The organism is Janthinobacterium sp. BJB401 (assembly GCF_013372745.1).
In the GTDB taxonomy this organism is placed as follows: Bacteria; Pseudomonadota; Gammaproteobacteria; order Burkholderiales; family Burkholderiaceae_D; genus Janthinobacterium; species Janthinobacterium rivuli.
In genome coordinates, this window is the sequence record NZ_JABXFH010000052.1 from 1 (window position 1) to 19,383 (window position 19,383).

General features: G+C 66.2%; 15 protein-coding genes. 4 read left to right on the forward strand and 11 right to left on the reverse strand.

From position 1 onward, the window contains the following. The 8 genes from HWE17_RS24285 to HWE17_RS24320 all read right to left on the reverse strand — a co-directional run. The coding region (locus tag HWE17_RS24285) for an archaeosortase/exosortase family protein (protein WP_176390539.1) at window positions 1-326 on the reverse strand (326 nt) is incomplete at its 3' end. Then, window positions 323-1,624, reverse strand: a complete 1,302-nt coding sequence (locus HWE17_RS24290; RefSeq protein ID WP_176390540.1) for a TIGR03087 family PEP-CTERM/XrtA system glycosyltransferase — start codon at window positions 1,622-1,624, stop codon at window positions 323-325. The genes HWE17_RS24290 and HWE17_RS24285, both read right to left, overlap by 4 nt. A 15-nt stretch (window positions 1,625-1,639) precedes the next feature. Further along, the gene (locus tag HWE17_RS24295; RefSeq protein ID WP_176390541.1) at window positions 1,640-2,719 is read right to left on the reverse strand and encodes a FemAB family XrtA/PEP-CTERM system-associated protein; all 1,080 of its coding nucleotides are present in this window, start codon (window positions 2,717-2,719) and stop codon (window positions 1,640-1,642) included. After that, window positions 2,719-3,570, reverse strand: coding sequence for an XrtA system polysaccharide deacetylase (locus HWE17_RS24300; protein ID WP_176390542.1), 852 nt, complete (start codon window positions 3,568-3,570; stop codon window positions 2,719-2,721). Before HWE17_RS24300 ends, HWE17_RS24295 begins: the two co-directional genes overlap by 1 nt. Further along, window positions 3,567-4,727 carry a non-hydrolyzing UDP-N-acetylglucosamine 2-epimerase gene (wecB, locus tag HWE17_RS24305; RefSeq protein WP_176390543.1) on the reverse strand — a complete coding sequence of 387 codons (1,161 nt, stop codon included), beginning with the start codon at window positions 4,725-4,727 and terminating at the stop codon, window positions 3,567-3,569. Before wecB ends, HWE17_RS24300 begins: the two co-directional genes overlap by 4 nt. A 10-nt stretch (window positions 4,728-4,737) precedes the next feature. Further along, window positions 4,738-6,285, reverse strand: a complete 1,548-nt coding sequence (locus tag HWE17_RS24310) for a TIGR03016 family PEP-CTERM system-associated outer membrane protein (protein ID WP_035818769.1) — start codon at window positions 6,283-6,285, stop codon at window positions 4,738-4,740. Continuing rightward, entirely contained in the window at window positions 6,269-7,105 is an 837-nt protein-coding gene (locus HWE17_RS24315; RefSeq protein ID WP_176390544.1) for an XrtA-associated tyrosine autokinase, read from the reverse strand. Before HWE17_RS24315 ends, HWE17_RS24310 begins: the two co-directional genes overlap by 17 nt. Before the next feature lie 13 nt (window positions 7,106-7,118). Further along, window positions 7,119-8,648, reverse strand: coding sequence for an XrtA system polysaccharide chain length determinant (locus HWE17_RS24320; protein ID WP_099401902.1), 1,530 nt, complete (start codon window positions 8,646-8,648; stop codon window positions 7,119-7,121). Window positions 8,649-8,908: 260 nt separating this feature from the next. Between HWE17_RS24320 and HWE17_RS24325 the strand changes: the two genes are divergently transcribed. Continuing rightward, window positions 8,909-9,532, forward strand: a complete 624-nt coding sequence (locus tag HWE17_RS24325) for an XrtA/PEP-CTERM system exopolysaccharide export protein (protein WP_176390545.1) — start codon at window positions 8,909-8,911, stop codon at window positions 9,530-9,532. A gap of 200 nt (window positions 9,533-9,732) precedes the next feature. Beyond that, complete coding sequence (locus HWE17_RS24330) at window positions 9,733-10,479, forward strand: long-chain N-acyl amino acid synthase (protein WP_099401904.1); 747 nt, start codon at window positions 9,733-9,735, stop codon at window positions 10,477-10,479. A 4-nt stretch (window positions 10,480-10,483) separates the two neighbouring features. Here HWE17_RS24330 and HWE17_RS24335 read toward each other — a convergent pair whose 3' ends face one another. Genes HWE17_RS24335 through prsT form a run of 3 tightly spaced genes read right to left on the reverse strand, consistent with a single transcriptional unit; the run spans window position 10,484 to window position 16,509 of the window. Then, the gene (locus HWE17_RS24335; RefSeq protein WP_176390546.1) at window positions 10,484-11,254 is read right to left on the reverse strand and encodes a serine protease; all 771 of its coding nucleotides are present in this window, start codon (window positions 11,252-11,254) and stop codon (window positions 10,484-10,486) included. Further along, entirely contained in the window at window positions 11,251-13,722 is a 2,472-nt protein-coding gene (locus tag HWE17_RS24340; protein WP_176390547.1) for a hypothetical protein, read from the reverse strand. Before HWE17_RS24340 ends, HWE17_RS24335 begins: the two co-directional genes overlap by 4 nt. Before the next feature lie 3 nt (window positions 13,723-13,725). After that, a complete protein-coding gene (gene prsT, locus HWE17_RS24345) occupies window positions 13,726-16,509 on the reverse strand; it encodes an XrtA/PEP-CTERM system TPR-repeat protein PrsT (protein WP_176390548.1) in 2,784 nt (927 codons plus the stop codon). A gap of 219 nt (window positions 16,510-16,728) precedes the next feature. Here prsT and HWE17_RS24350 point away from each other — a divergent pair, with 219 nt between their 5' ends. Both HWE17_RS24350 and HWE17_RS24355 read left to right on the forward strand, forming a co-directional pair. Next, a complete protein-coding gene (locus HWE17_RS24350; RefSeq protein WP_176390549.1) occupies window positions 16,729-18,033 on the forward strand; it encodes a nucleotide sugar dehydrogenase in 1,305 nt (434 codons plus the stop codon). Then, a complete protein-coding gene (locus HWE17_RS24355; RefSeq protein WP_176390550.1) occupies window positions 18,033-19,286 on the forward strand; it encodes an SDR family oxidoreductase in 1,254 nt (417 codons plus the stop codon). The genes HWE17_RS24350 and HWE17_RS24355 overlap by 1 nt, the downstream gene beginning before the upstream one ends. Window positions 19,287-19,383 lie beyond the last annotated feature (97 nt).

Consider the following 19,383-nt stretch of genomic DNA (forward strand, 5'->3'; position numbering starts at 1 on the left):
TAGCCGGCCGTGGGCGGGGTGGTGTTCACAAAAACCAGCCCCCCCCCCCCCCGGCGGGGGGGGGGGGGGGGGCCTGGCGGGCCCGGGGGGGGGCGGGGGCGCCAGGCCAGCCAGCAACTGATGGGCACGATCAAGAAACCGTGCGCGAAGGTTTGCGAGCGGGACCACAGTTCCAGCATCGACCAGAAGGTGGCGTGGTACAGCAGCACGATGGCAGCCAGGGCCAGCAGCAAGAGCAGCAGGGCTTGCTGCTGGCCCTGGGCGTGCCCGTGCCGCCAGACGGCCGCGTCCGGCAAGCGGGCCACCGGGTCGAGTTGCACGCTCATGTGGATGGCTCCCTCACGGGCAGCAAAGGCGCGCTGGCGCCGCTGGCAGCCGCATCGGTATCGGCATCCGTCTCGGCAGGCAGGCCCAGCATGGCGCCCAGGCCCCGCAGATTGCGTTCCCAGTTGTAATCCTGCAAGACCAGCTGGCGCGCCGCGGTGCCCATGGCCGCGCCGCTCCCTTCGGCTGCGCCGCCCTGGGCATGGCGCAGCACGCGCGCCGCATGGTGGATGAATTCGACGTCGTCGCGCGCCAGCAGCAGTTCCAGGCCTGGCTGAGCGGCGATGCCTTCGAGCGCCTGCGGCGTGGCCAGCACGACCTTGCCCATCGCCATCGCTTCAAGTACCTTGTTTTGCACGCCGCGGGCGATGCGCAGGGGCGCCACGACCAGCGCCGCGCCGGCCAGGTAGGGCCGGATGTCGGGCACCTTGCCCGTCACCACCACGCCAGCTATCCTTGCCAGCGCCGTCACGGCGGGCACGGGCGCGCTGCCGACGATATAAAACTGTAACTGGGGAAACTGGCGCCGCAAGGCGGGCCAGACGTGGCGCACGAACCATTGCACGGCGTCGATGTTCGGCCAGTAATCCATGGCGCCCGTAAATACCAGCGCCTGCACGCCGGTCGGATAGACGGGGGGCTGGGCTGGCAGGGGCGTGAAATACGCCGTGTCGACGCCGTTGTTGAAGTATCCCGTCTTGCGCCGCGCCATCGGGGCGCATTGGCGGAACAGGGCCGCTTCGGCCGGCGAGACGAAGCTGGCAGCCGTGAACTGCTGGGCGATATGGCGCTCGTACTGCAGCAGCATGTGCGCTTCGTGCCGGTACAGCTGCGACATGGGCCAGGGTTTGTTGTCGCCGTACTGGCGCCATTTGTCGGAATCGACGTCGACGAAATCGATCACGCGGTGCAGGGCACGGCCCGCGCTGCCGTCGATGTATTGCGCCATGGGGCCGGAAAAGGCCAGCGCGTGGCGCACCTTGCCGCAGGACAGCAAGCCGTCGACCCATTGCAGCAGGCCATCATCGCGGTAGTACTGCACGCTCATGGCCTGGCGCGACAGCAGCGCCTGCATGGCGCGCCAGCGGGCCGCGCCGCGCCGCAAGCCGATGAAGCGCGTGCTGGCGCACAGGGCGGCCACGGTTTTCGCGTGCTGCCAGTCGTCGTCATCGTCGATGAAGCAGCCCAGGTGCACGCGGAAATGCCGGCTCAGGTATTGCAGCATATGCCATGAGCGTATCTTGTCGCCCTTGTTGGGCGGATACGGCAGGCGGTGGGCAAGGAATAGCAGTTCACGCATGGTGGGTCCCGTCGCTTAGCCCAGCTGCCGCACGATGTGCGGCCCCAGCAGGTTGGCCAGCGGCAGCGGCAGGCGGCGCCAGGCGCGGATGAACAGCGCATATTTCGGATTCAGTGGGTTGACTTCCGGCAAGGCCTTGGCGCGCACGAGCTGGTAGGCGTAGGGCAGCGGCTGCGGCGCAAAGCCCCAGTTCTTCTTGAAGTCGTATGCCCCGGTCCCCAGCTTGCTGCGGCCGAAATCGAACAGGCGGTAGCCGCGCGCGCAGGCGCGGCGCATCGCTTCCCAGTACATGAAGTCGTTGGCGCCCGTGCTGCGCGCCAGCACGCTGCCGCCGCCGTAATATGGCAATACTTCATCGCGGAAATAGAACAGCAGCACGCTCGCTTGCGCCTGCTGGCCGTGGTAGACGGTGAGGATTTGGCAGGCGTCGCCAAACACCGTGCGCAGCAGGGCAAAATGGCGGCGCGCGAAGACGGGCGTGCCCAGCCGGTGCACACTGGCCGCGTAAATCGGGTAGAAACGGTTGAGGTCATAGTCGATGGCGCTGTGCAGGCCGCCCGCGATGGCCTTGCGCACGACGGCGCGCTGCTTGCGGGGAATGGCCAGCAGGTTCTGCTCGGCATCGGGCAGCAAGGACCGGCGGAAGGTCGCGTACAGGGGTTTGTGCAGCCAGGAAGGGTCTGTACTTTCTGGCACTTCGTGCCAGCGGTATTCCAGGTGCCCCACGCCGAGGCGCCGCGCCAGCGCCAGTGCCGCGCCATCGAGGGCCAGTCGCACGGCCGCGCTGCCGCCGGCGATGCCGCCGTACACGCAAAAGGGCAGCGAGACGAGGGCGGAGCCGAACAGGCGGCTGCGCAGATGGGCCAGCGGCAGCACACCGGCGATGCGCCCGTCCTGTTCCGCGTACAAAAAATAACTGTCGTGCTTGAAACCTTGCTCCATGATGGTTTGCCAGCCGGCGCGGTGAAAGAAGGTCGCTTCCGGGCATGTGTCGACAAAGGCATCCCAGCGCGCATGCTCGTGCCCCTGCAGCGACCGCACGGCGATGGCGGCGCGGGACTGTAGCGGGTCGGGAACAAGGCTGGCCTCGTGCATTATGTGCTTTCAAGAAAGATACGGTCCATGCGGTCCCATGAGAAATCGCGAGTCAGGCGCCCCAGCCGCGCTTCCATGCGCCCCAGGTTCAGGTAGTGGCGAAAGCGCGTCCTGGCACTCAGGCCCGTCGGACGCGGCTGGCCGGGATCGAGTTCCCAAGGATGAAAATAGAATATGCCAGCTTGCCCGTCGCGCGAATTGATGCGTCGCAAAAGCCAGCGCGACAGTGCATACGGCATCAACCTGAAATAACCGCCGCCGCCGGCCGGCAGGTTGCGCCCGCGCAAGCGTACTGTGCTGACGGGCAATTCCAGCATGCCGTGCGCCCCCCGTGGCCGCCAGGCGAAGCGGGGGGAATCCGGCATGCCGTAGTGGTCGTGGCGGATCGGATAGATGCTGGAACTGTAGCGGTAGCCCGCTTCCTGCAGCACGTCGAAAGCCCACAGGTTGGCCGCGCCGATGGAAAAGCTGGGCGCCCGGTAGCCGTGCACGGCCAGCCCCGTCAATTGTTCCAGGATCGTCTTGCTGCGGCGCACATCGTCGGCGAACTGCGCGGCCGACTGGTCGCAGGCCCGCAGGTGCGCATAGCCGTGGCTGGCCACTTCGTGCCCGGCGGCCGCCACGCGGCGCAGCATGGCGGGATAGCGCTCGGCGATCCAGCCCAGGGTGAAAAAGGTGGCGTGGATGCGGCGCGTTTCCAGCAGCAGCAGGATGCGCTCGATGTTCGCCTCGACCCGGCATTCCAGGCGGGGCCAGTCGGCGCGCGCGATGTGCGGCGCGAAAGCGGACACCTGGAAGTAATCTTCCACGTCGATGGTGAGCGCGTTGCGCAGTATCAGCGGCGGCGTCATGGCGCGTCCCGGCGCGCCGCCAGCCAGGGCGCGATGACAGCGGCGATGCGCGTGGCCGCGTGGCCATCCCACAGCGGCGGAAGGCGGCCGCGCTTGCCGCCCGTGTCGAGGATGCCCCGTGCCAGCGCGAGAATGGTTGCCGGCTGCGTGCCGGCCAGGGTATTCGTACCGTCGCTGACGGTGACGGGACGCTCCGTACTGGCGCGCAAGGTCAGGCAAGGCACGCCCAGGGCCGTGCTTTCTTCCTGGATGCCGCCCGAATCCGTCAGCACCAGGCGCGCCTCTTGCATCAGGCCCAGCATTTCCAGGTAGCCCAGCGGCGGCAGGCGGACGATGGCATGCCGCGCCAGCAGCGGTTCCAGGCCCGCCAGACGCAGGCCTGCCAGGGTGCGCGGGTGGATGGGAAACAGCAGCGGCAGTTGCTGCGACAATTCTCCCAGCGCCCCCAGCAGCGCTTCGAGCTGCGCCGGGTCGTCCACGTTCGACGGCCGGTGCAAGGTCAAGAGTCCATACGCGGGCGGGCAGGCGTGGCCGTGGGTGCGCAGGGTGGCGGCGGGCGTTATCGCGCGCGGCAGCTGCTGCCGCAGGCTGTCGATCATGACGTTGCCCGTGAAATGGATGCGTTCGGGGGCGATGCCTTCGCGCAGCAGGTGGGCGCGCGCGCCTTCCTCGCTGGTCAGCAGCAGGCTGGATAACTGGTCGGTGAGCACGCGGTTGATTTCTTCGGGCATGTGCCGGTCGCCGCTGCGAAGGCCCGCCTCGACGTGGATCACGGGAATGTCACGCTTGGCCGCCACCAGCGCGCAAGCCAGCGTGGAATTGACGTCGCCCACGACCAGCACGGCATCGGGCGCCAGCGGCGGCTGCGCGTCGAGCACGGCGTCGAAGCGGCGCATGATCTCGGCCGTCTGCTGCGCATGGTTGCCGGAGCCGACATCGAGGCAAATGTCGGGCGGGCGCAGGTCCAGGTCCGCAAACAGCTGGCCATTCATGGCCGTGTCGTAGTGCTGGCCCGTATGCAGCAAGGTCACGCGCACGGTGGGCGCCTGGCGGGCCAGGGCGGCCAGGATGGGCGCCATCTTCATCAGGTTGGGGCGCGCGGCCACCACGCACAGCAGGTGCGCCGGCGCGGCGCGCGCAAGAGTAGGGTCGGACATTGCGGCCTCCTTAGAATTGCATGGTGAGCGTGGCGCTGACGCCGTTTTCGCGGTAGTCGCCGCCGCGGTTGCTGGCGTGCCGTGTATGCCGCACGTCGATGCTGGCCGTCATGTTCTGCTGCAGGATGCGCGTGTAGCCGGCCGTCACGGTGATGTTGTTGTCGTGCCGGGGCACGCTCAGCGAGCGCACGCTGGCGTAGCCGGCATTGGCGTTCAGGCTGGTGCGCGAACTGGCTTTCCAGCTCCAGCCCAGGTTGCCGCTCATCTGGCGCGTGCGGTCTTCGCTGCCAAATTCCACGCCGGGCAGCAAGCCGCTGTCGATGCCGCTGGCCGTTTGCGCCGTGCGGTCGACGGCCGTGATGCCGGCGATCATCGTGCTTTTCGCCGTGGCGCGCGCCATCGTCAGCTTCAGCTGTTTTTGCAGGAAATAGCGGTGGCTGAAGTAATTGATGGCGCCCCGTTCCGGCCCCAGGCTGTTGGCGTAGCGCAGGAAGGCATCGATGCGCAGGCGCCGGTCGCGCGCATTGGGAAAGATGCCGCGCCACAATTGATCGAGCAACTGGCCCGCGTCGCGGTCGCCCAGGCGCGAAAATTGCGTCGGCAGGGTGGTGATGTTTTCGCTGTAATTGAGTTGCCAGTTGGTATGGCGCTGCAGGAACGTGGCGTCCAGGCTGTAGGTGTTGCCAAAAAAGCGCCTGCCCGTGCTGAAGGCCACGCTGGTGCGCGGCGACGGCGTCCACACGCCGCCCAGCGACCAGAAGCGGCCGGCCGGCGCCTTGCCGCTGGCCGATACATAGCCTTCCTTTTCCGTGCCGCCGCTGGCCGTGGCCGCCCATTTGCTGCTGAACGGATAGCGCAGGCCCACGCTGCTGCGCTGCATGCGCATGGGCGCCAGCTTGCTGTCCTGCGTGCGGCGCACGTCGTGGCTGGCGTTCCAGGTCCAGCCCTTGCCGCGCGGCTCGCCGCTGAGCAGCAATTCCATTTCATCGCTGTGTACGGACAGCAGTGCGCCGCCGCTGTCGACCGTGTTGCGCGTGTAGCGCAGCTCGGTCGTGGCCAGGCCGCGGAAACGGTGCCGCAAATAGGGGCTGATGCCGGTGGTGCGCACGGTGCTGGCGTTGTCCGTATCGGGCAGGTCGTCGATCAATTGCGGGCCGAACGGCGAGATGTTGCGCCGGCTCACGCTGGCGTCCGCATCGATGAAGAACCAGTCCTTGACCAGCTCGGCGTCGGCCGAGGCGCCCAGTTCGTGGTGCTCGGTATCGGCGCGCTGGCCGGACAGGTATTTGTGCCAGCTGTAATCGAGGTGCACGCGCAGGCGGGGGCCCGTGCCGATGAGGGCGATGGCGGGCGCGATTTCCGTGATGAAGTCCGATTGCGCCTTGCCGGGCGGCGCGCGCAAGGCATTGTCCGTATAGCTTTCGCGCAGGCGCAGCGACGGCTGCACCAGCCAGTCGACGGCGCCGGCCGGCAGGGGCAGCAGCAGAGATAGCAACGGCAGCAACGGCAGCAGCGGCGACGGCGTTAGCGAAACCCGGCGGCTAATCGTAATGGCCATAGCCGTAGTAGTCGTTGCCGGGGAACGATTTGGTCTTGTTGTAGATCAAATGTATGTGTTCGCACGACTCGATCTGCCGCAGCGCTTCCTTGACGGCGTGCTGCGTCGTCGTTTCCGCCTCGACCACCATGACGACTTGTCCCATCTGCCCGACCAGCGCGTGCGCTTCGCTGGTGATCAGGAGGGGCGGCGAATCGAAGACGACGATGCGGTCGCCATAGCGGCTGGCAATTTCTGCCAGCAGCCGGCTCATGGCCCGGCTGGCCAGCAATTCCGTCGCGTGCTTGTTGCTGCGCCCGGCCGGCAGGATGCTCAGGTTGGCCACATTGGTTTTCAGGATCACGTCGGCCATGGCCAGTTGCGGGTCGAGCAGGATATCCATCAGTCCCGGCTCGGGCGGCAGGCCCAGCACTTTCAGCACGGACGGGCGCGCCACGTCCGCATCGACCAGCAGTACCGTGATATCCATTTCCATGGCGATGCTCATGGCCAGGTTGATGGCGCAATACGTCTTGCCTTCGCCCGGCATGGCGCTGGTGACGACGATCAGGTTGCCGTGGCGAATGGCCTCGGCGCCGCTGGCGCGCGCCTGGCGCAGCAGCGGGCGCTTGATGATGCGAAAATCCTCGGCCACCGCGCTGCGCCCGCCGTCGTGCGTGAGCATGCCTTGCTCGGCCAGCCGGTCCAGGTTCAGGGGGCGGTAGCGGGGCGACCGGGCCGCGTCCGCGCCCTGCGTACCGTTCACCGTATAGGGCACGCCGGCCTCGGCCACGCCGAGGGTGGTGGGTTCCTGCTTGCCGCTGTCCTTGCTGGTCATCATCGCTCCTTGGGATCTAGAATTTCAGCAGCGCGGCCGTCATGACCCCGCCGTACAGCACGAACAGGCTGCCCAGGCAGGCGCCGAAGCCATAGCGGGCGCGGCGGCGGCGTACTTGCTGCAGCGGCGTCCAGTTCATCGATACCGTGCCCAGCACGTTCAAGCCCGTGGCGTCGCGCAGCTCGGAAGGACTGAGGAAGGTGGGGCGCACCTGGCTGATCAGGAGGGCCGTGGCGACGCCGGCAATCAGGGCCGCGCCCAGCGCCGCGGAAAACAGCAGCGGGCGGTTCGGGCCGACGGGCGCATATTGCACCGTGGGCGGGTCGATGATCTTGAAGGCCATCATGTCCGTGGTGGAACTGAGTTCGCCCGACAGCTTGGCCGCTTCGCGCCGGCCGATCAGCTTTTCATAGTTTTCCTTGTTGATGATGTAGTCGCGGTTGAGCTGCGCCAGCTGCGATTCCACCTCGGGCACGGCATTGCTCTGCGCCAGCAGGCGCTCGTTGCGCGCGTTGTATTCCTGCACGCGGGCGCGGATGGCGGCCACCTTGGCGTCCGCGTCCGTCAACGCTACCTTCAGTTGCTGCAGCATGGGGCTGTAGTTCTTGCCCGGATCGCCGGCCGCCGTTTTCAGCTTGCTTTCCTCGATCTTGCGTTCTTCCAGCTGGGCCACCAGGCGTTTCGAGGCGATGATGTCGGGATGCAATTCCGTAAATTGCATGCGCAGGCTGTCGAGGTTCTTGTTGATCGACGCGATGCGCTCGTCGAGTTCGGGGTTCGTGATGGCCGCCGCGTTCGGTTCCAGGTCGAGCACCGGCTCGTCGCCTTCGATCTGGCTCAGGATGGCCTTGCGCGCCTGTTCCGCCTCGACCAGCTCCAGCTTGGCATTGTTCAGGCTATCGGACGACATCAGCAGCTGGCTGCCATAGTCGATGCCCTGGCGCGGCAGCAGCAGGTTGTTGCGGATCTTGAATTCCTTCACCAGGTTTTCCGCCGCGCTCAGCTTGTCCTCGTAATTCTTGATCTGCTCGTCGATGAATTGCACCGCCTTTTGCGAATCGCCTTTCTTGCCCTGGAAACTGCCTTCGACAAAGATGGTCAGCAGGCTTTGCACGACGTCGCGCACGAGCTTGGGGTCGCGCCCGCTGTAGCTGATGGTGTAAATGTCGTAGGCGTTGGTGCCGGTGATCTTGATGCGGCTCATCAGCTCGTCCAGCTGGGCCTCGTGCTCGCGCACGGTCTTCGAACCCAGGTCGAGGTCGACCATGCGCATCACCCGCTCGACGTTCGGGCGGCTGAGCAGGGTGCGGCTCATGATGGCCACCTGCTGTTCCGTGTTCGGTACGCTGGTCATGCCGGCCATCAGCGGCTTGAGGATGGTTTGCGTATCGACAAACACGCGCGCCGACGTCTGGAAGTCGTCGGGCAGGGAGATCACCCGGATGAAGCCGGCGATGGCCACCAGCCACGCCACCACGACCGCGTGCCAGCGGTACTTCCAGATGCCTTTCAGGCTGGACAGCAGTTGCTGTATCAAGTCTTCCATGTCGCTTCCTTCAGGTGACGGTGCGGTGCTGCACGGGAGATGGGCTGGCGGCGCGGACAACAGCGGCATCTTGCAAGAAATACTTGCCTGTTGGGTAAGCAAAGTATAGGGCGGCTGTGGAGCAAGATTTCCCAAGATGATTGCTTCTTGATACGCCTCAAGGTTCTCTTGCCGAGTTTTAATAATCATAGGAAGTTCGCGGCCCAGGCTGGTTCTGCGGGGCCGGCCATGGATGCGCCATCGACTCGAAGAGGCTCCGCATGAATCCGTTTCGCCGTGCATTTATCCGTAACGCGCTGGGCCTGGCCCTTTCTGCCAGCCTGCTGGGCGCCTGCCGCACGTCCCATCCGCTGGCACCGTCCGACGACAGTGCGCCCATGCACGATTACCTGATCGGGCCGGGCGACTCCGTCAACATCATCGTCTGGCGCAACCCGGAAGTGTCGCTGACGGTGGCTGTCCGCCCGGACGGCAAGATCACCACGCCGCTGGTCGAGGATTTACCCGCCAGCGGCAAGACGTCGACCCAGCTGGCGCGCGACATCGAGCAAGCCTTGAGCAAATTCATCCAGCAGCCCGTGGTAACCGTCATCGTCACCAATTTCTCGGGGCCGTATGGCGAGCAGATCCGGGTGATTGGCGAGGCGGCCAAGCCGCAGGCGCTGCCGTACCGGCTGGGCATGTCGCTGATGGACGTGCTCATCGCCGTGGGCGGCATCACGGATTTCGCGGCCGGCAACAAGGCCAGCATCATCCGCATGCGCGAAGGCAACCAGCAGCAGCTGCGGGTTCGCCTCGATGATTTGCTGAAGGAAGGCGATATTTCCGCGAATGTCATGATGCGGCCGGGCGACGTGCTGCTGATACCGGAAAGCTTTTTTTAACAGCGGCCTCGGCAATATCAAAACAGCACTTATATTTGTCATTTTGTACTTTTCGGCAAATTTCAGCGTGTAATTTTGCTATCTAAAGGTGAAATTCTTCTGTTTTTTTAACTAAAGCTGGGAACTTCTCCAGTTTTTGTCTTGTCACAAGGCATTGGCTTCAGTCCGTCTCAACGGCAGCCGATGAACGTGAGGACAAGATGAGCTTTCAAGATGAACCCATTATTTCCTTCGACACACCAGGCGCCCTGAGTGACCTGGTGGTGGGCGAGGGGCAGATCGACCCGGCCATGGAGCACGAGCTCGACCTGCAGCGCTTTCATATCCGTATGGCCAATTCGCGTGGCCGGCGCGAGGCGGCCAGTTTGCTGATCCGCAAGATGTACGGCTGGCGCGGCTATGCCGTCGATCCCGGCACCGCGCATGCGCTGAATAAAATCACGCTGTTTGCGGAAACGGCCGGCAGCACCGTCGGCACCATGACCCTGTGCCTCGACAATGACGAGACGGGCTTGCCTGCGGATGAAAACTTCCGCGACAAGCTCGACGTCCTGCGCGAGCAGGGCCGCCGCCTGTGCGAACCGTCGCGCCTGGCCATCGACAAGGGTGTGAGCAAGCGCGTGTTTGCGGCGCTGATTCATATCTCTTATATCTATGCCCATAATATTCACGGCTTTACGGATTACGTGATCGAAGTCAACCCGCGCCACGTGGTGTTTTACAAGCGCATGCTGGGCTTCCAGGACTTCGGCGGCGAGCGCGAGTGCACGCGCGTGGGGGCGCCGGCCGTGCTGCTACGGCTGGACCTCGATTACATGGGGGCCCAGATCCGCAAGTACGGTGGCCTGATGGAACAGCATGGGGGGGAACGGTCGTTTTACCCCTTTTTTTTCCCGACATGGGATGAGCCTGGCATTACCGACCGGCTGAGGCAGGGGCGCAACTGAGAAGTCATTTATTTTTCAGCAAGATCGCCTGCATGTGGCTGCCTGGAATCGCGTAAGTGATGCCGCTGGGCGCGCTGATGGCCGTCTCCTTGAGGCCCTTGACGTACACCATGTTGACGATACCGTAGACGAGACCGGTCTCGGGATCGAACAGGGGGCTGCCGCTGCTGCCCGGGTACGCCGTCGCGTCCAGCTGGAACACCGTGTACGGCGCCTTTTGCAACTGCGCCAGGCGGCGCACGTCGAGACGCTGCGCATTTTCGCTGGGCATGACCACGGGCGTGAGCGATGACACGGTGGCGCGGTGCGTGACGTGGTGCAGTCCCAGCAAGGTACCCAGGGGAAATCCTGTAAACGCCATGGCCTGGCCTTCGCGCACCGTGGTCGCGTCGCCCAGCGCCAGGGCGGGCAGAGGCGCGCCCGCCAGGCGCAGCAAGGCCAGGTCGTGTTCCGTGTCCAGCGCCTGAACCTTGGCGGGGCGAAACTGCGCCGCCTCGCCCTGGCCCGTGAGTATGCCGATGACTTCGTTCGGATTGGCGTCGAGCAGTTTCTGGATCACATGGGCGCAGGTCAGCACGCTCAAGCCGTCGCCCGTCACGAAGCCTGTGCCGATGAAGTTCATCGGCGGCGTGCGCGTCTTTTGCAGGCTGCCCACGCCGACGATGGACGGCTTGACGCGCGCGATGGTGTGCGCCAGCGGCGCATCGGCGCGGCAGGGCGCGGCAACCAGGAGCAGAAAAAGGCAGGACAGCAAGGCGGAGAGCAAGGCTTTCATGGCGGTGTACTTTCAACGGGAGGAGATGACACGGGCTGCAGCAGCGCGCACAGCAGCATCAGGTAACACAGCAGGGCGATGCGCGGCACGTCGAGCAGGCTGTCGAACAGGCCGACGACGAGAAAACCCAGCAAGGCGGCGGCGCACGCGAGCGCGCCCGGATCGCCGCGCGCGGCGCGGCGCAGCAGGCGCTGGCCAGCTGCAGCCAGCAAGGCCAGCATGGACAGGGCGCCGCACCAGCCCGTTTCCACCAGCAAGTGCAAGGCCATGCTTTTGATATGCCACGGCAAGTGGTGGTGGTCGCTGCTGAAAAACCAGTAATTGTTGGCCTGGGTAAAGCGCCCATTGGCGATCAGCTCCTCGCCACCCGGTGCGCGCAAGCTCAGATTATCGACTTCGAGCACGGACGAGGTGGCCGTGCCGCTGGCCGCCAGTTCCAGTTGCACGGGTGGACGCAGCAGCCAGGCCCCCGCGCCCAGCCAGGCGCTGTCGAACGGCACGTCATAATGCTGCCAGGTGCTGGCCTGCGTGCCGGCCGGCGCAGGGCGCAGGCGCAACGGAACGTTCACGCAGCCTTGCGCATACAGCAATTGCCGCTGGCACAGGCGCACCAGCAGCACGGGCATGGGGCCGGTCCGGCGCACATCGAGCGCCAGGGTGTAGCGCGTGGCAGGCTGCACGGGCAGGCGTTGCAGCAGCCGCAGCAGTTCGCCATAGCCGGCGCTGTAGCCGGGACTGGCCAGGCGCACATACCTGTTGCGGGGATTGTCCAGATTGCCGCCTTCCTCGGCATACGCGATGCTGGCCGGCACCTCGCGCTGCGGATTGTGCCAGTAATACGTGGCGGGAAAACTGCCGAACCCCATGCCGAACAGACGGTCGCCCCAGTCGGACGGCTGCATGGCCAGCACTTGCCGCCAGTGGCGCAAGCGGCCTTGCATGTCGAAGGCGGTGGTGGAGAAACGTTCTGTGGCGTAATAGCTGGCCGAGACGGGTATGGCCAGCAGCAGCAGGATGCCGGCTGCGCCCGCGATGCTGAGACTGGCCCGGTCCAGCCGCCACAACGGCGGACGCAAGCGTCCGTTGCACAACATCAGCGTGGCCAGCCCCACGACGAGGCCGGCCGGCAGCAGGGCCGGCGGTCCGGCCCAGTGCCAGCCTATCCAGGCGAGGTTGCATGCCAGCATGGTCCACGCCATCATCGCCAGGCCCAGCCTGGCCGGCCCTTTGCCGCCGGGCCACAATGCGCCCGCCAGCAGCGCGGCCGCCAGCAAAAACAGGAAATACGGGCCTTTCAGCCAGCCGGCCGTTTGCTGGCCGGCCCCTTCCGGCCACCAGGCGGCCAGCAAGCCCTGCAGGCACAGCGCGCACAACAGGCTGGCCGGCGCCAGACGCCACGGCAAGGGCCGCGCCGCCAGCACGAAACTGGCCGCAAGCAGGACGACGGCGGCCAACAAGCCCCGGTAGCCGGCCAGGCTGAACATGTACACGAGCAGGACCGTGCCCAGACCGGCCAGCAGCAGCCTCAGCAAGATTTTGCGCACGGGCGGCTGGCCCGGTGGGTACCGCGCGGCACCGGGCGCCGTCCGCAGGGTTTGCCAGAATGCCAGCAGCATGGCTGCGGCCAGGGCCGCGTACAAGCCCCGCGAAAAGGTGGTGAATGCCGCGTGCAGGGCCAGGCCCAGCAGCAGCAAGGCCAGCGCCGCCTGCCAGCGGCTGCGCGCGCGCGCCAGCCACAGGCCCGCAAACGGCAGGCTCAACGCCAGGTAGCCGTCCAGCGCGGCGCCGCCCGTGTGCATGGCGGAAAACGGCGCCGTGATGCGGTAGTCGCTGGACAAATTCGACAGGCCTGGAAACACGGCCCGTTCCCACAGGGCGAACAGCGACACCATGGCCAGTCCGGCCAGCATGCCCGGCAGCGCATAGCGGCGCAAGGCGGGAGGATCCGCGTCGCGCAGCAGCAGCGGCAGCAGCAGCATGCTCCAGGCCCAGGCCTTGCCCAGCCGCAAGCTGTTGTAGGGGCTCAGATAGTTATCCCAGGTATTCAAGTCGAGGTGGGGCAGTGGCAGGACGCCGCGCAGCAGCGCCACCAGCCAGGCCAGGCTGCACAGCAGCAAACAGACGCGGGCGGCGGGCGACAGCCGCGCCGCTGGGCCTTGGGCCGGCCCGCCCAGGCGCCAGTAGCCGCAGGCCACCGTCAGCAACAGCAGCAGATCGATTTCTTCCAGGAAGAACCAGCCCGTCCAAGGCGCCAGGTCCAGCACGGGCAGCAGGGCGGGCACGCAGAACAGCCAGCTGGCGGGACGCCAGCACAGCAGCAGAAAATACGCGGGTAGCAGGATGGCAAACAGCAGACCGGGCCAGCCGTGGCCCAGCGGATAGTGGCGCAAGGCCAGCACGCAGGCCGCGCCCGCCAGCAGGGCCAGCGGCCGCGCCGCCACGCCGGGCATGGCCGCGTGGACAGCCATGGCCTACAGCTGGGTCAGCAGGGCTTGCGCTGCGGCCCGCTGCGGAAAGTCCTTGTTGGCGGCAAGCAATTGTTCCAGCTGCTTGCGCGCGCCGCCCTTGTCGCCCGATTTCGCCAGCGCCGCGCCCAGGTGGTACGCCACTTCGGGCGACTTCGGCGCCAGCGTCGCCGCCTTGCGCAGCAGGGCCGTGGCGCGCTTGACGTCACCTTGCTCCAGCACGATCCAGCCCAGGGTGTCGAGCACGGCGGGATTGTCGGGTGCCAGCTTCAGCGCCTGCTCGGCCGTGGCCTGCGCGCGCGGATCTTTTTCCTGCTGATACGCCCAGGCCAGGTCGTTCAAGGCCACCACATTGGCTCCATCCTTGGCGACGACGTACTGGAAGTGCTCGATGGCGGCGCGGTATTGCTTTGCCGCCAGCCGGGTGCCCGCCAGGTAGGTGCGGGTCGGCAAGTCTTCCGGATGCGCCTTCAGCCAGGTGGCCATGCTCGCCTCGGCTTCGCGTTCTTGCCCGGACGCCTGCAAGGCGCGGTACAGCTGCACCTGCAAGGGGCCGATGGGGCTGATGCCGAGGGCGTGCTGGTACAGCTTGACGGCTTGCTGCGGCAGCTTTTGCTCCATCAGCACGTCGCCCTCGAGCTTGTAGCCGGCCGCCAGCTTCGGCTGCTGCTCCTGCACTTGCCGCGCCACGGCCAGCGCCTCGCGCTGCCGGTTCAGGGTCAGCAGCATCGCCACTTCCACCACGCGCGCTTCGAGCAGGGCCGGGTCAAGCGCCTGCGCCCGCTTGACGGCTTGCAGCGCATTGTGATGGTCGCCCAGCGCCAGGTGCAGGCTGGCGATGCGCATCTGCAGGGGCGCGGACGTGGTTTGTATGCTGGCCAGCTTGTTGTAGCTGTCGAGCGCGGCTGGCGCCAGGCCGGCGCTGTATTCCACCTGGGCGCGCAGGGCCAGCGCATCGGCGTCGCCCGGATGGCCCGTTTGCAAGGTGCGCGCCAGTTCCAGCGCCTTGTCGGACGCGCCCGTCTTCAGGTAAAAGTTACTCAGCAGCAGGGCCGGCGCGACGGCGTCGGGATTGTCGCGGTGGGCCCGCTCGAGCCAGCGCCGCGCCTCGTCCGTCTTGCCTTGCGACGCGGCCAGCTTGGCCAGCGCCGCGCACAGGTCGGCATTCTTCGGCGCTTTTGCCAGCGCCCGCTCGAAGCGCTGCCTGGCCTGTTCCGGCTTTTTCTCGGCCAGGTCGATCTGCGCCAGGTTGTTCAGCGCGGGTAAATAGATAGGGTCCATGCCCAAGGCTTGCTCGAAGCTGGCGCGCGCGGCCGGTAAATCGCGCAAGGCCAGGTAGACGCCGCCTTTCAGGTTCAGCAGCAAGGGATTCGTGCCTTTCTGCTGTTGCTCCATCATCTTGACGCTGGCCAGGGCCTTGTCGTTCTGCTTGTTGCGTAGCAAGGTCATCACCAGCATGGTGCCTGCTTGCGGCGTGCTCTTGTCGAGCATGCTGGCGCGTTCCAGTTCATTAATGGCGCGGCTGTGCTCGCCCATGCCCAGGCGGCTGATGCCCAGCGCTGCGTGCAGCCTGGCCGTGTCCGGCGCCAGGGTGCTGGCCTGTTCGAAATACGCCGTCGCCTTGTCGTACTGGCGCGCGCGCAGGTGGGCTTCGCCGGCCAGCGACAGCAGTTCCACGTCGTCGGGGAAGGCGGCCAGCATCGGTTGCAGCAAGCCGATGGCCACGTCGGTCTTGTTGCGCATCAATTCGATCGACGCCATCATCTTGACGGCATACAGATGTCTGGGATACACGGCGAGGAAGCGCCGCAGGTAGTTTTCCGCCTGCGGCGGCGAGCCGAGCGCCAGTTGCACGGCGCCGGCCAGCAGGATGGACGGCATGTGATCGGGCGCCGCCTTGAGCACCAGTTGCAAGGCTTGCAAGGCCGCCTTGTTCTTGCCCTGGCGGAAATCGAGCAGCGCCTGGGCTTGCAGCAAGCCCAGGCTGTTGGGCGCCGTCTTGCGCGCCGTGGCCAGCTGGGCCGCCGCTTCCAGGTAGCGGTTTTCCACGATATCGAGGTTGGCCAGGTCGATGTGCGCCTGGGTATTGTCCGGTTTTATCTTGAGAATCTGCATGTAGGCGAGCCGCGCCGCGCCGTTCTTGCCTTGCAGACGCAGCAGGTCGCCCTGCAGGCGCAAGGCGTCGAGGTTGGCGGGCGCGCTTTTCAGGGCTTGCGCCAGCAGCAGCTCGGCCGCCGCCACTTGCTGGTCCAGCGCCGCCAGGCGGGCCAGGCCCAGCAAGGCTTCGACCTGGTCCGGATGGGCTTCGAGCAGGCGCGAGAACAGGGCGCGTGCCTCGTCCCGGCGGCCCAGGGCCAGCAAGGCATCGCCGCGCAGGGCCAGCACGCTAGCGGGCTGCGCCGCATCGTCGGCGATCTCGGCCAGCACCTTGTCGAACTGGCCCAGCATCAGCCAGGCCTTGCCCAGCAGCGGCATCACTTGCTGCGAAGCGAGGCCCAGCGACATTGCCTTGCGCAATTCTTTCTCTGCTGACAGCGCTTCGCCCGTGTCGATATAGATGCTGCCCAGCAGCAAGCGCGCGGCCGCGTTGTCCGGTTCCTTTTGCAGCAGGTTCTTCAACTGGATGATGGCGGCCCGCGCTTCGCCTTTCTGGCGGTACTGCTGCGCGTCGGCCAGCAGGCTTTCGCTGCTCTGCGTGCCGTGGCAAGCCGTCAGGAGGGGGAGCAGCAAAGTACAGCACAGCGCAACGGCGGGCAGGCCAGGGAAAGGGCGGGGCAGGGAACGGGCCATGGAAGTCTCCGGTAGCGGCGTGCATGAGGGATCGGCATGGCCTAGCTTAAAAAGATGGCCGCCGGTCTCCTTGATTGCGCTCAACAAGCTGCCGATTGTCGGCGTGCATGCTGGCCGCTGCCCCGTGTTTCTTGTTCCCGCTCAAGAATCGCCGGATCGGCAACCGTAGAATTTCCAGGACGGCGATGCTCGGGCCGCAACCTTTCGGAGCGCAGACATATGGACAGCAAGGTGGATAGCAAGGGCGGCGTGGTGGCGGTGGTGGGGCTCGGTTATGTGGGCTTGCAGCTGGCCGTGGCGTTTGGCATGCGCCAGCGCACGATCGGCTTTGACTTGTCGGCCCGCAAGGTGGAAAGCTACCGGCGCCACATCGACCCGACGGGCGAAGTCAGCCATGAACAGTTGCTGGCGGCGCAAGGGCTGAGCGTCGGCTGCGACCCGGCCGAGCTGCAACTGGCCGACTTCATCGTCGTGGCCGTGCCCACGCCCGTCGACAGCGCGCACAATCCCGATTTCTCCGCCCTGGCCGGCGCCAGCGCGGCCGTCGGCCGCCACATGCGGCGCGGCGCCATCGTCATCTACGAATCGACCGTGTATCCGGGCGCCACCGAAGAAATCTGTATCCCCATCCTCGAACAGCATTCGGGCCTGCGCTGGAAGGAAGATTTTCATGTGGGCTTTTCACCCGAGCGCATCAACCCCGGCGACCGGGACCATACGCTGCACAGCATCCGCAAGGTGGTCTCGGGCGACGATGCCGCCACCCTGGACCAAGTGGCGGCGTTGTACGAAGGCGTGGTCGAGGCCGGCGTGCACCGGGCATCGAGCATCAAGGTAGCCGAGGCGGCCAAGGTGATCGAAAACACGCAGCGCGACCTGAACATCGCGCTGATGAACGAGCTGGCCATCATCTTCGACCGCATCGGCATCGACACGCTGGAAGTGCTGCAGGCGGCGGGCACGAAATGGAATTTCCTGCCGTTCCGTCCCGGTTTGGTGGGCGGCCACTGCATCGGCGTCGACCCATACTATTTGACGCACAAGGCGGAAATGCTCGGCTACCACCCGCACGTGATCCTGGCCGGGCGCCGCATCAACGACGGCATGGCCAAGTTCGTGGCGGAAAAGACCATCAAGGAAATGGTGCGCGCAGGCTTCAAATTGAAAGGGGCGCACGTGAACGTGCTGGGCCTGACTTTCAAGGAAAATTGCCCCGACCTGCGCAACTCGAAAGTGGTCGACATGATTCACGAGCTGCAATCGTATGGCGTGCAGGTGCACGTGCACGACCCCGTCGCCGATGGCCGCGAAGCGCTGGAAGAATACGGCTTGACCCTGGAAAGCTGGGAACAGCTGCCGCGGGCCGAGGCCATCATTAGCGCCGTCTCGCACCAGGCCCTGCTGGCCCGCCCGCTGGCGGACTTCCAGGCCAAGGTGCTGGAAAACGGTTGCTTCATCGACATCAAATCGCATTTCGACCCCCGTCCGCTCGAGGACGGCGGCTTGCACGTGTGGCGGCTGTGATGGCGGCCGATGCTTTCGATCGGGCGGCAAGCGCGGCGCAAGGCGCCCCCGCTGGCGCCCCGGCTGCCGGCGCCTACGCGCTGGCCTGCGCACAATTGACCAGGGAGCCACGGCGCTGGCTGGTGACGGGCGTGGCCGGCTTCATCGGTTCGCACCTGCTGGAAACCTTGCTGAAGCTGGGACAGGAAGTGCGCGGCCTCGACAATTTCATGACGGGCCACCGCCACAACCTGGAGCAAGTGCGCGCCAGCGTGGGAGAAGATGCATGGCGGCGTTTCACCTTCGTCGAAGGCGACATCCGCGACCCGCAGGCGTGCGCGCGCGCGTGCGGCGTGCCGGCGCAGGCTGGCAGCGCCGATGGCAGCGAGGCAGACGGCGAGCCGGAAGGTGAAATAGATGAGGCAGATGGCGCCAGCGACGGCAGGGGCAGCAGCTTGGGCAAGCGCGGCCGTGCCAGTGCGGGCGACTCCGTCACCGCTGGCGTCGCCGTCGATTATGTGCTGCACCAGGCGGCGCTCGGTTCCGTCTCGCGTTCGCTGGAAGACCCGCTGCTGTGCCACGCCGTCAATGTCAGCGGTTTCTTGAACATGCTGGCCGCCGCCCGGGACGCGGGCGTGCAGCGCTTCGTGTATGCGGCCTCGAGCGCCACGTATGGCGACCATCCGGCCTTGCCGAAAGTGGAGCAGCACATCGGCGCGCCCCTGTCGCCGTATGCCTTGAGCAAATATGTCAACGAGCTGTATGCGCAGGTGTACGCGCGCTGCTACGCCATGCAGACGGTGGGACTGCGCTATTTCAATGTCTTCGGCCCGCGCCAGGACCCGCTGGGCGCCTACGCGGCCGTCATTCCCCGCTGGATCGCCGCCATGCTGGACAAGCAGGCCGTGCACATCCATGGCGATGGCGCCACCAGCCGCGACTTCTGCTTCGTGCACAATGCCGTGCAAGCGAATATCCTCGCCGCCACGCGCGCCGACCCGGCGGCCGTCAACCAGGTCTACAACGTGGCCGTCAACGCCCGCACCAGCCTGACGCAGCTGCACGCCACCATGCAGCAGATGCTGCTTGCCGCCCGTCCACAGCACGTGCCGCTGGCGCCACACTATGGGGAGTTCCGCGCCGGCGACGTGCGCCATTCGCAGGCGGACATCGCCAAGGCGGCCCACTTGCTCGGTTATGCCCCCACACACGACCTGGCGCAAGGCTTGCGTCACACCATCGCCTGGTATGTGGCGCAGGCGGGCCGGGCTTGAGGGCCGGGCCGGCCAGGCGTGAGGCACATACCCGCCGGTCAGTTGGCCAGCAGTGAGGCACATGCCGTCCGGCCAGTTGGCTCGCGTGAGAAACAGG

Bases quoted from the DNA above. Each gene is read 5' to 3' on its own strand.
- HWE17_RS24290 (WP_176390540.1), bottom strand. From the start codon at position 1,624: ATGCGTGAACTGCTATTCCTTGCCCACCGCCTGCCGTATCCGCCCAAC.
- HWE17_RS24295 (WP_176390541.1), bottom strand. From the start codon at position 2,719: ATGCACGAGGCCAGCCTTGTTCCCGACCCGCTACAGTCCCGCGCCGCC.
- HWE17_RS24300 (WP_176390542.1), bottom strand. From the start codon at position 3,570: ATGACGCCGCCGCTGATACTGCGCAACGCGCTCACCATCGACGTGGAA.
- wecB (WP_176390543.1), bottom strand. From the start codon at position 4,727: ATGTCCGACCCTACTCTTGCGCGCGCCGCGCCGGCGCACCTGCTGTGC.
- HWE17_RS24310 (WP_035818769.1), bottom strand. From the start codon at position 6,285: ATGGCCATTACGATTAGCCGCCGGGTTTCGCTAACGCCGTCGCCGCTG.
- HWE17_RS24315 (WP_176390544.1), bottom strand. From the start codon at position 7,105: ATGATGACCAGCAAGGACAGCGGCAAGCAGGAACCCACCACCCTCGGC.
- HWE17_RS24320 (WP_099401902.1), bottom strand. From the start codon at position 8,648: ATGGAAGACTTGATACAGCAACTGCTGTCCAGCCTGAAAGGCATCTGG.
- HWE17_RS24325 (WP_176390545.1), top strand. From the start codon at position 8,909: ATGAATCCGTTTCGCCGTGCATTTATCCGTAACGCGCTGGGCCTGGCC.
- HWE17_RS24330 (WP_099401904.1), top strand. From the start codon at position 9,733: ATGAGCTTTCAAGATGAACCCATTATTTCCTTCGACACACCAGGCGCC.
- HWE17_RS24335 (WP_176390546.1), bottom strand. From the start codon at position 11,254: ATGAAAGCCTTGCTCTCCGCCTTGCTGTCCTGCCTTTTTCTGCTCCTG.
- HWE17_RS24340 (WP_176390547.1), bottom strand. From the start codon at position 13,722: ATGGCTGTCCACGCGGCCATGCCCGGCGTGGCGGCGCGGCCGCTGGCC.
- prsT (WP_176390548.1), bottom strand. From the start codon at position 16,509: ATGGCCCGTTCCCTGCCCCGCCCTTTCCCTGGCCTGCCCGCCGTTGCG.
- HWE17_RS24350 (WP_176390549.1), top strand. From the start codon at position 16,729: ATGGACAGCAAGGTGGATAGCAAGGGCGGCGTGGTGGCGGTGGTGGGG.
- HWE17_RS24355 (WP_176390550.1), top strand. From the start codon at position 18,033: ATGGCGGCCGATGCTTTCGATCGGGCGGCAAGCGCGGCGCAAGGCGCC.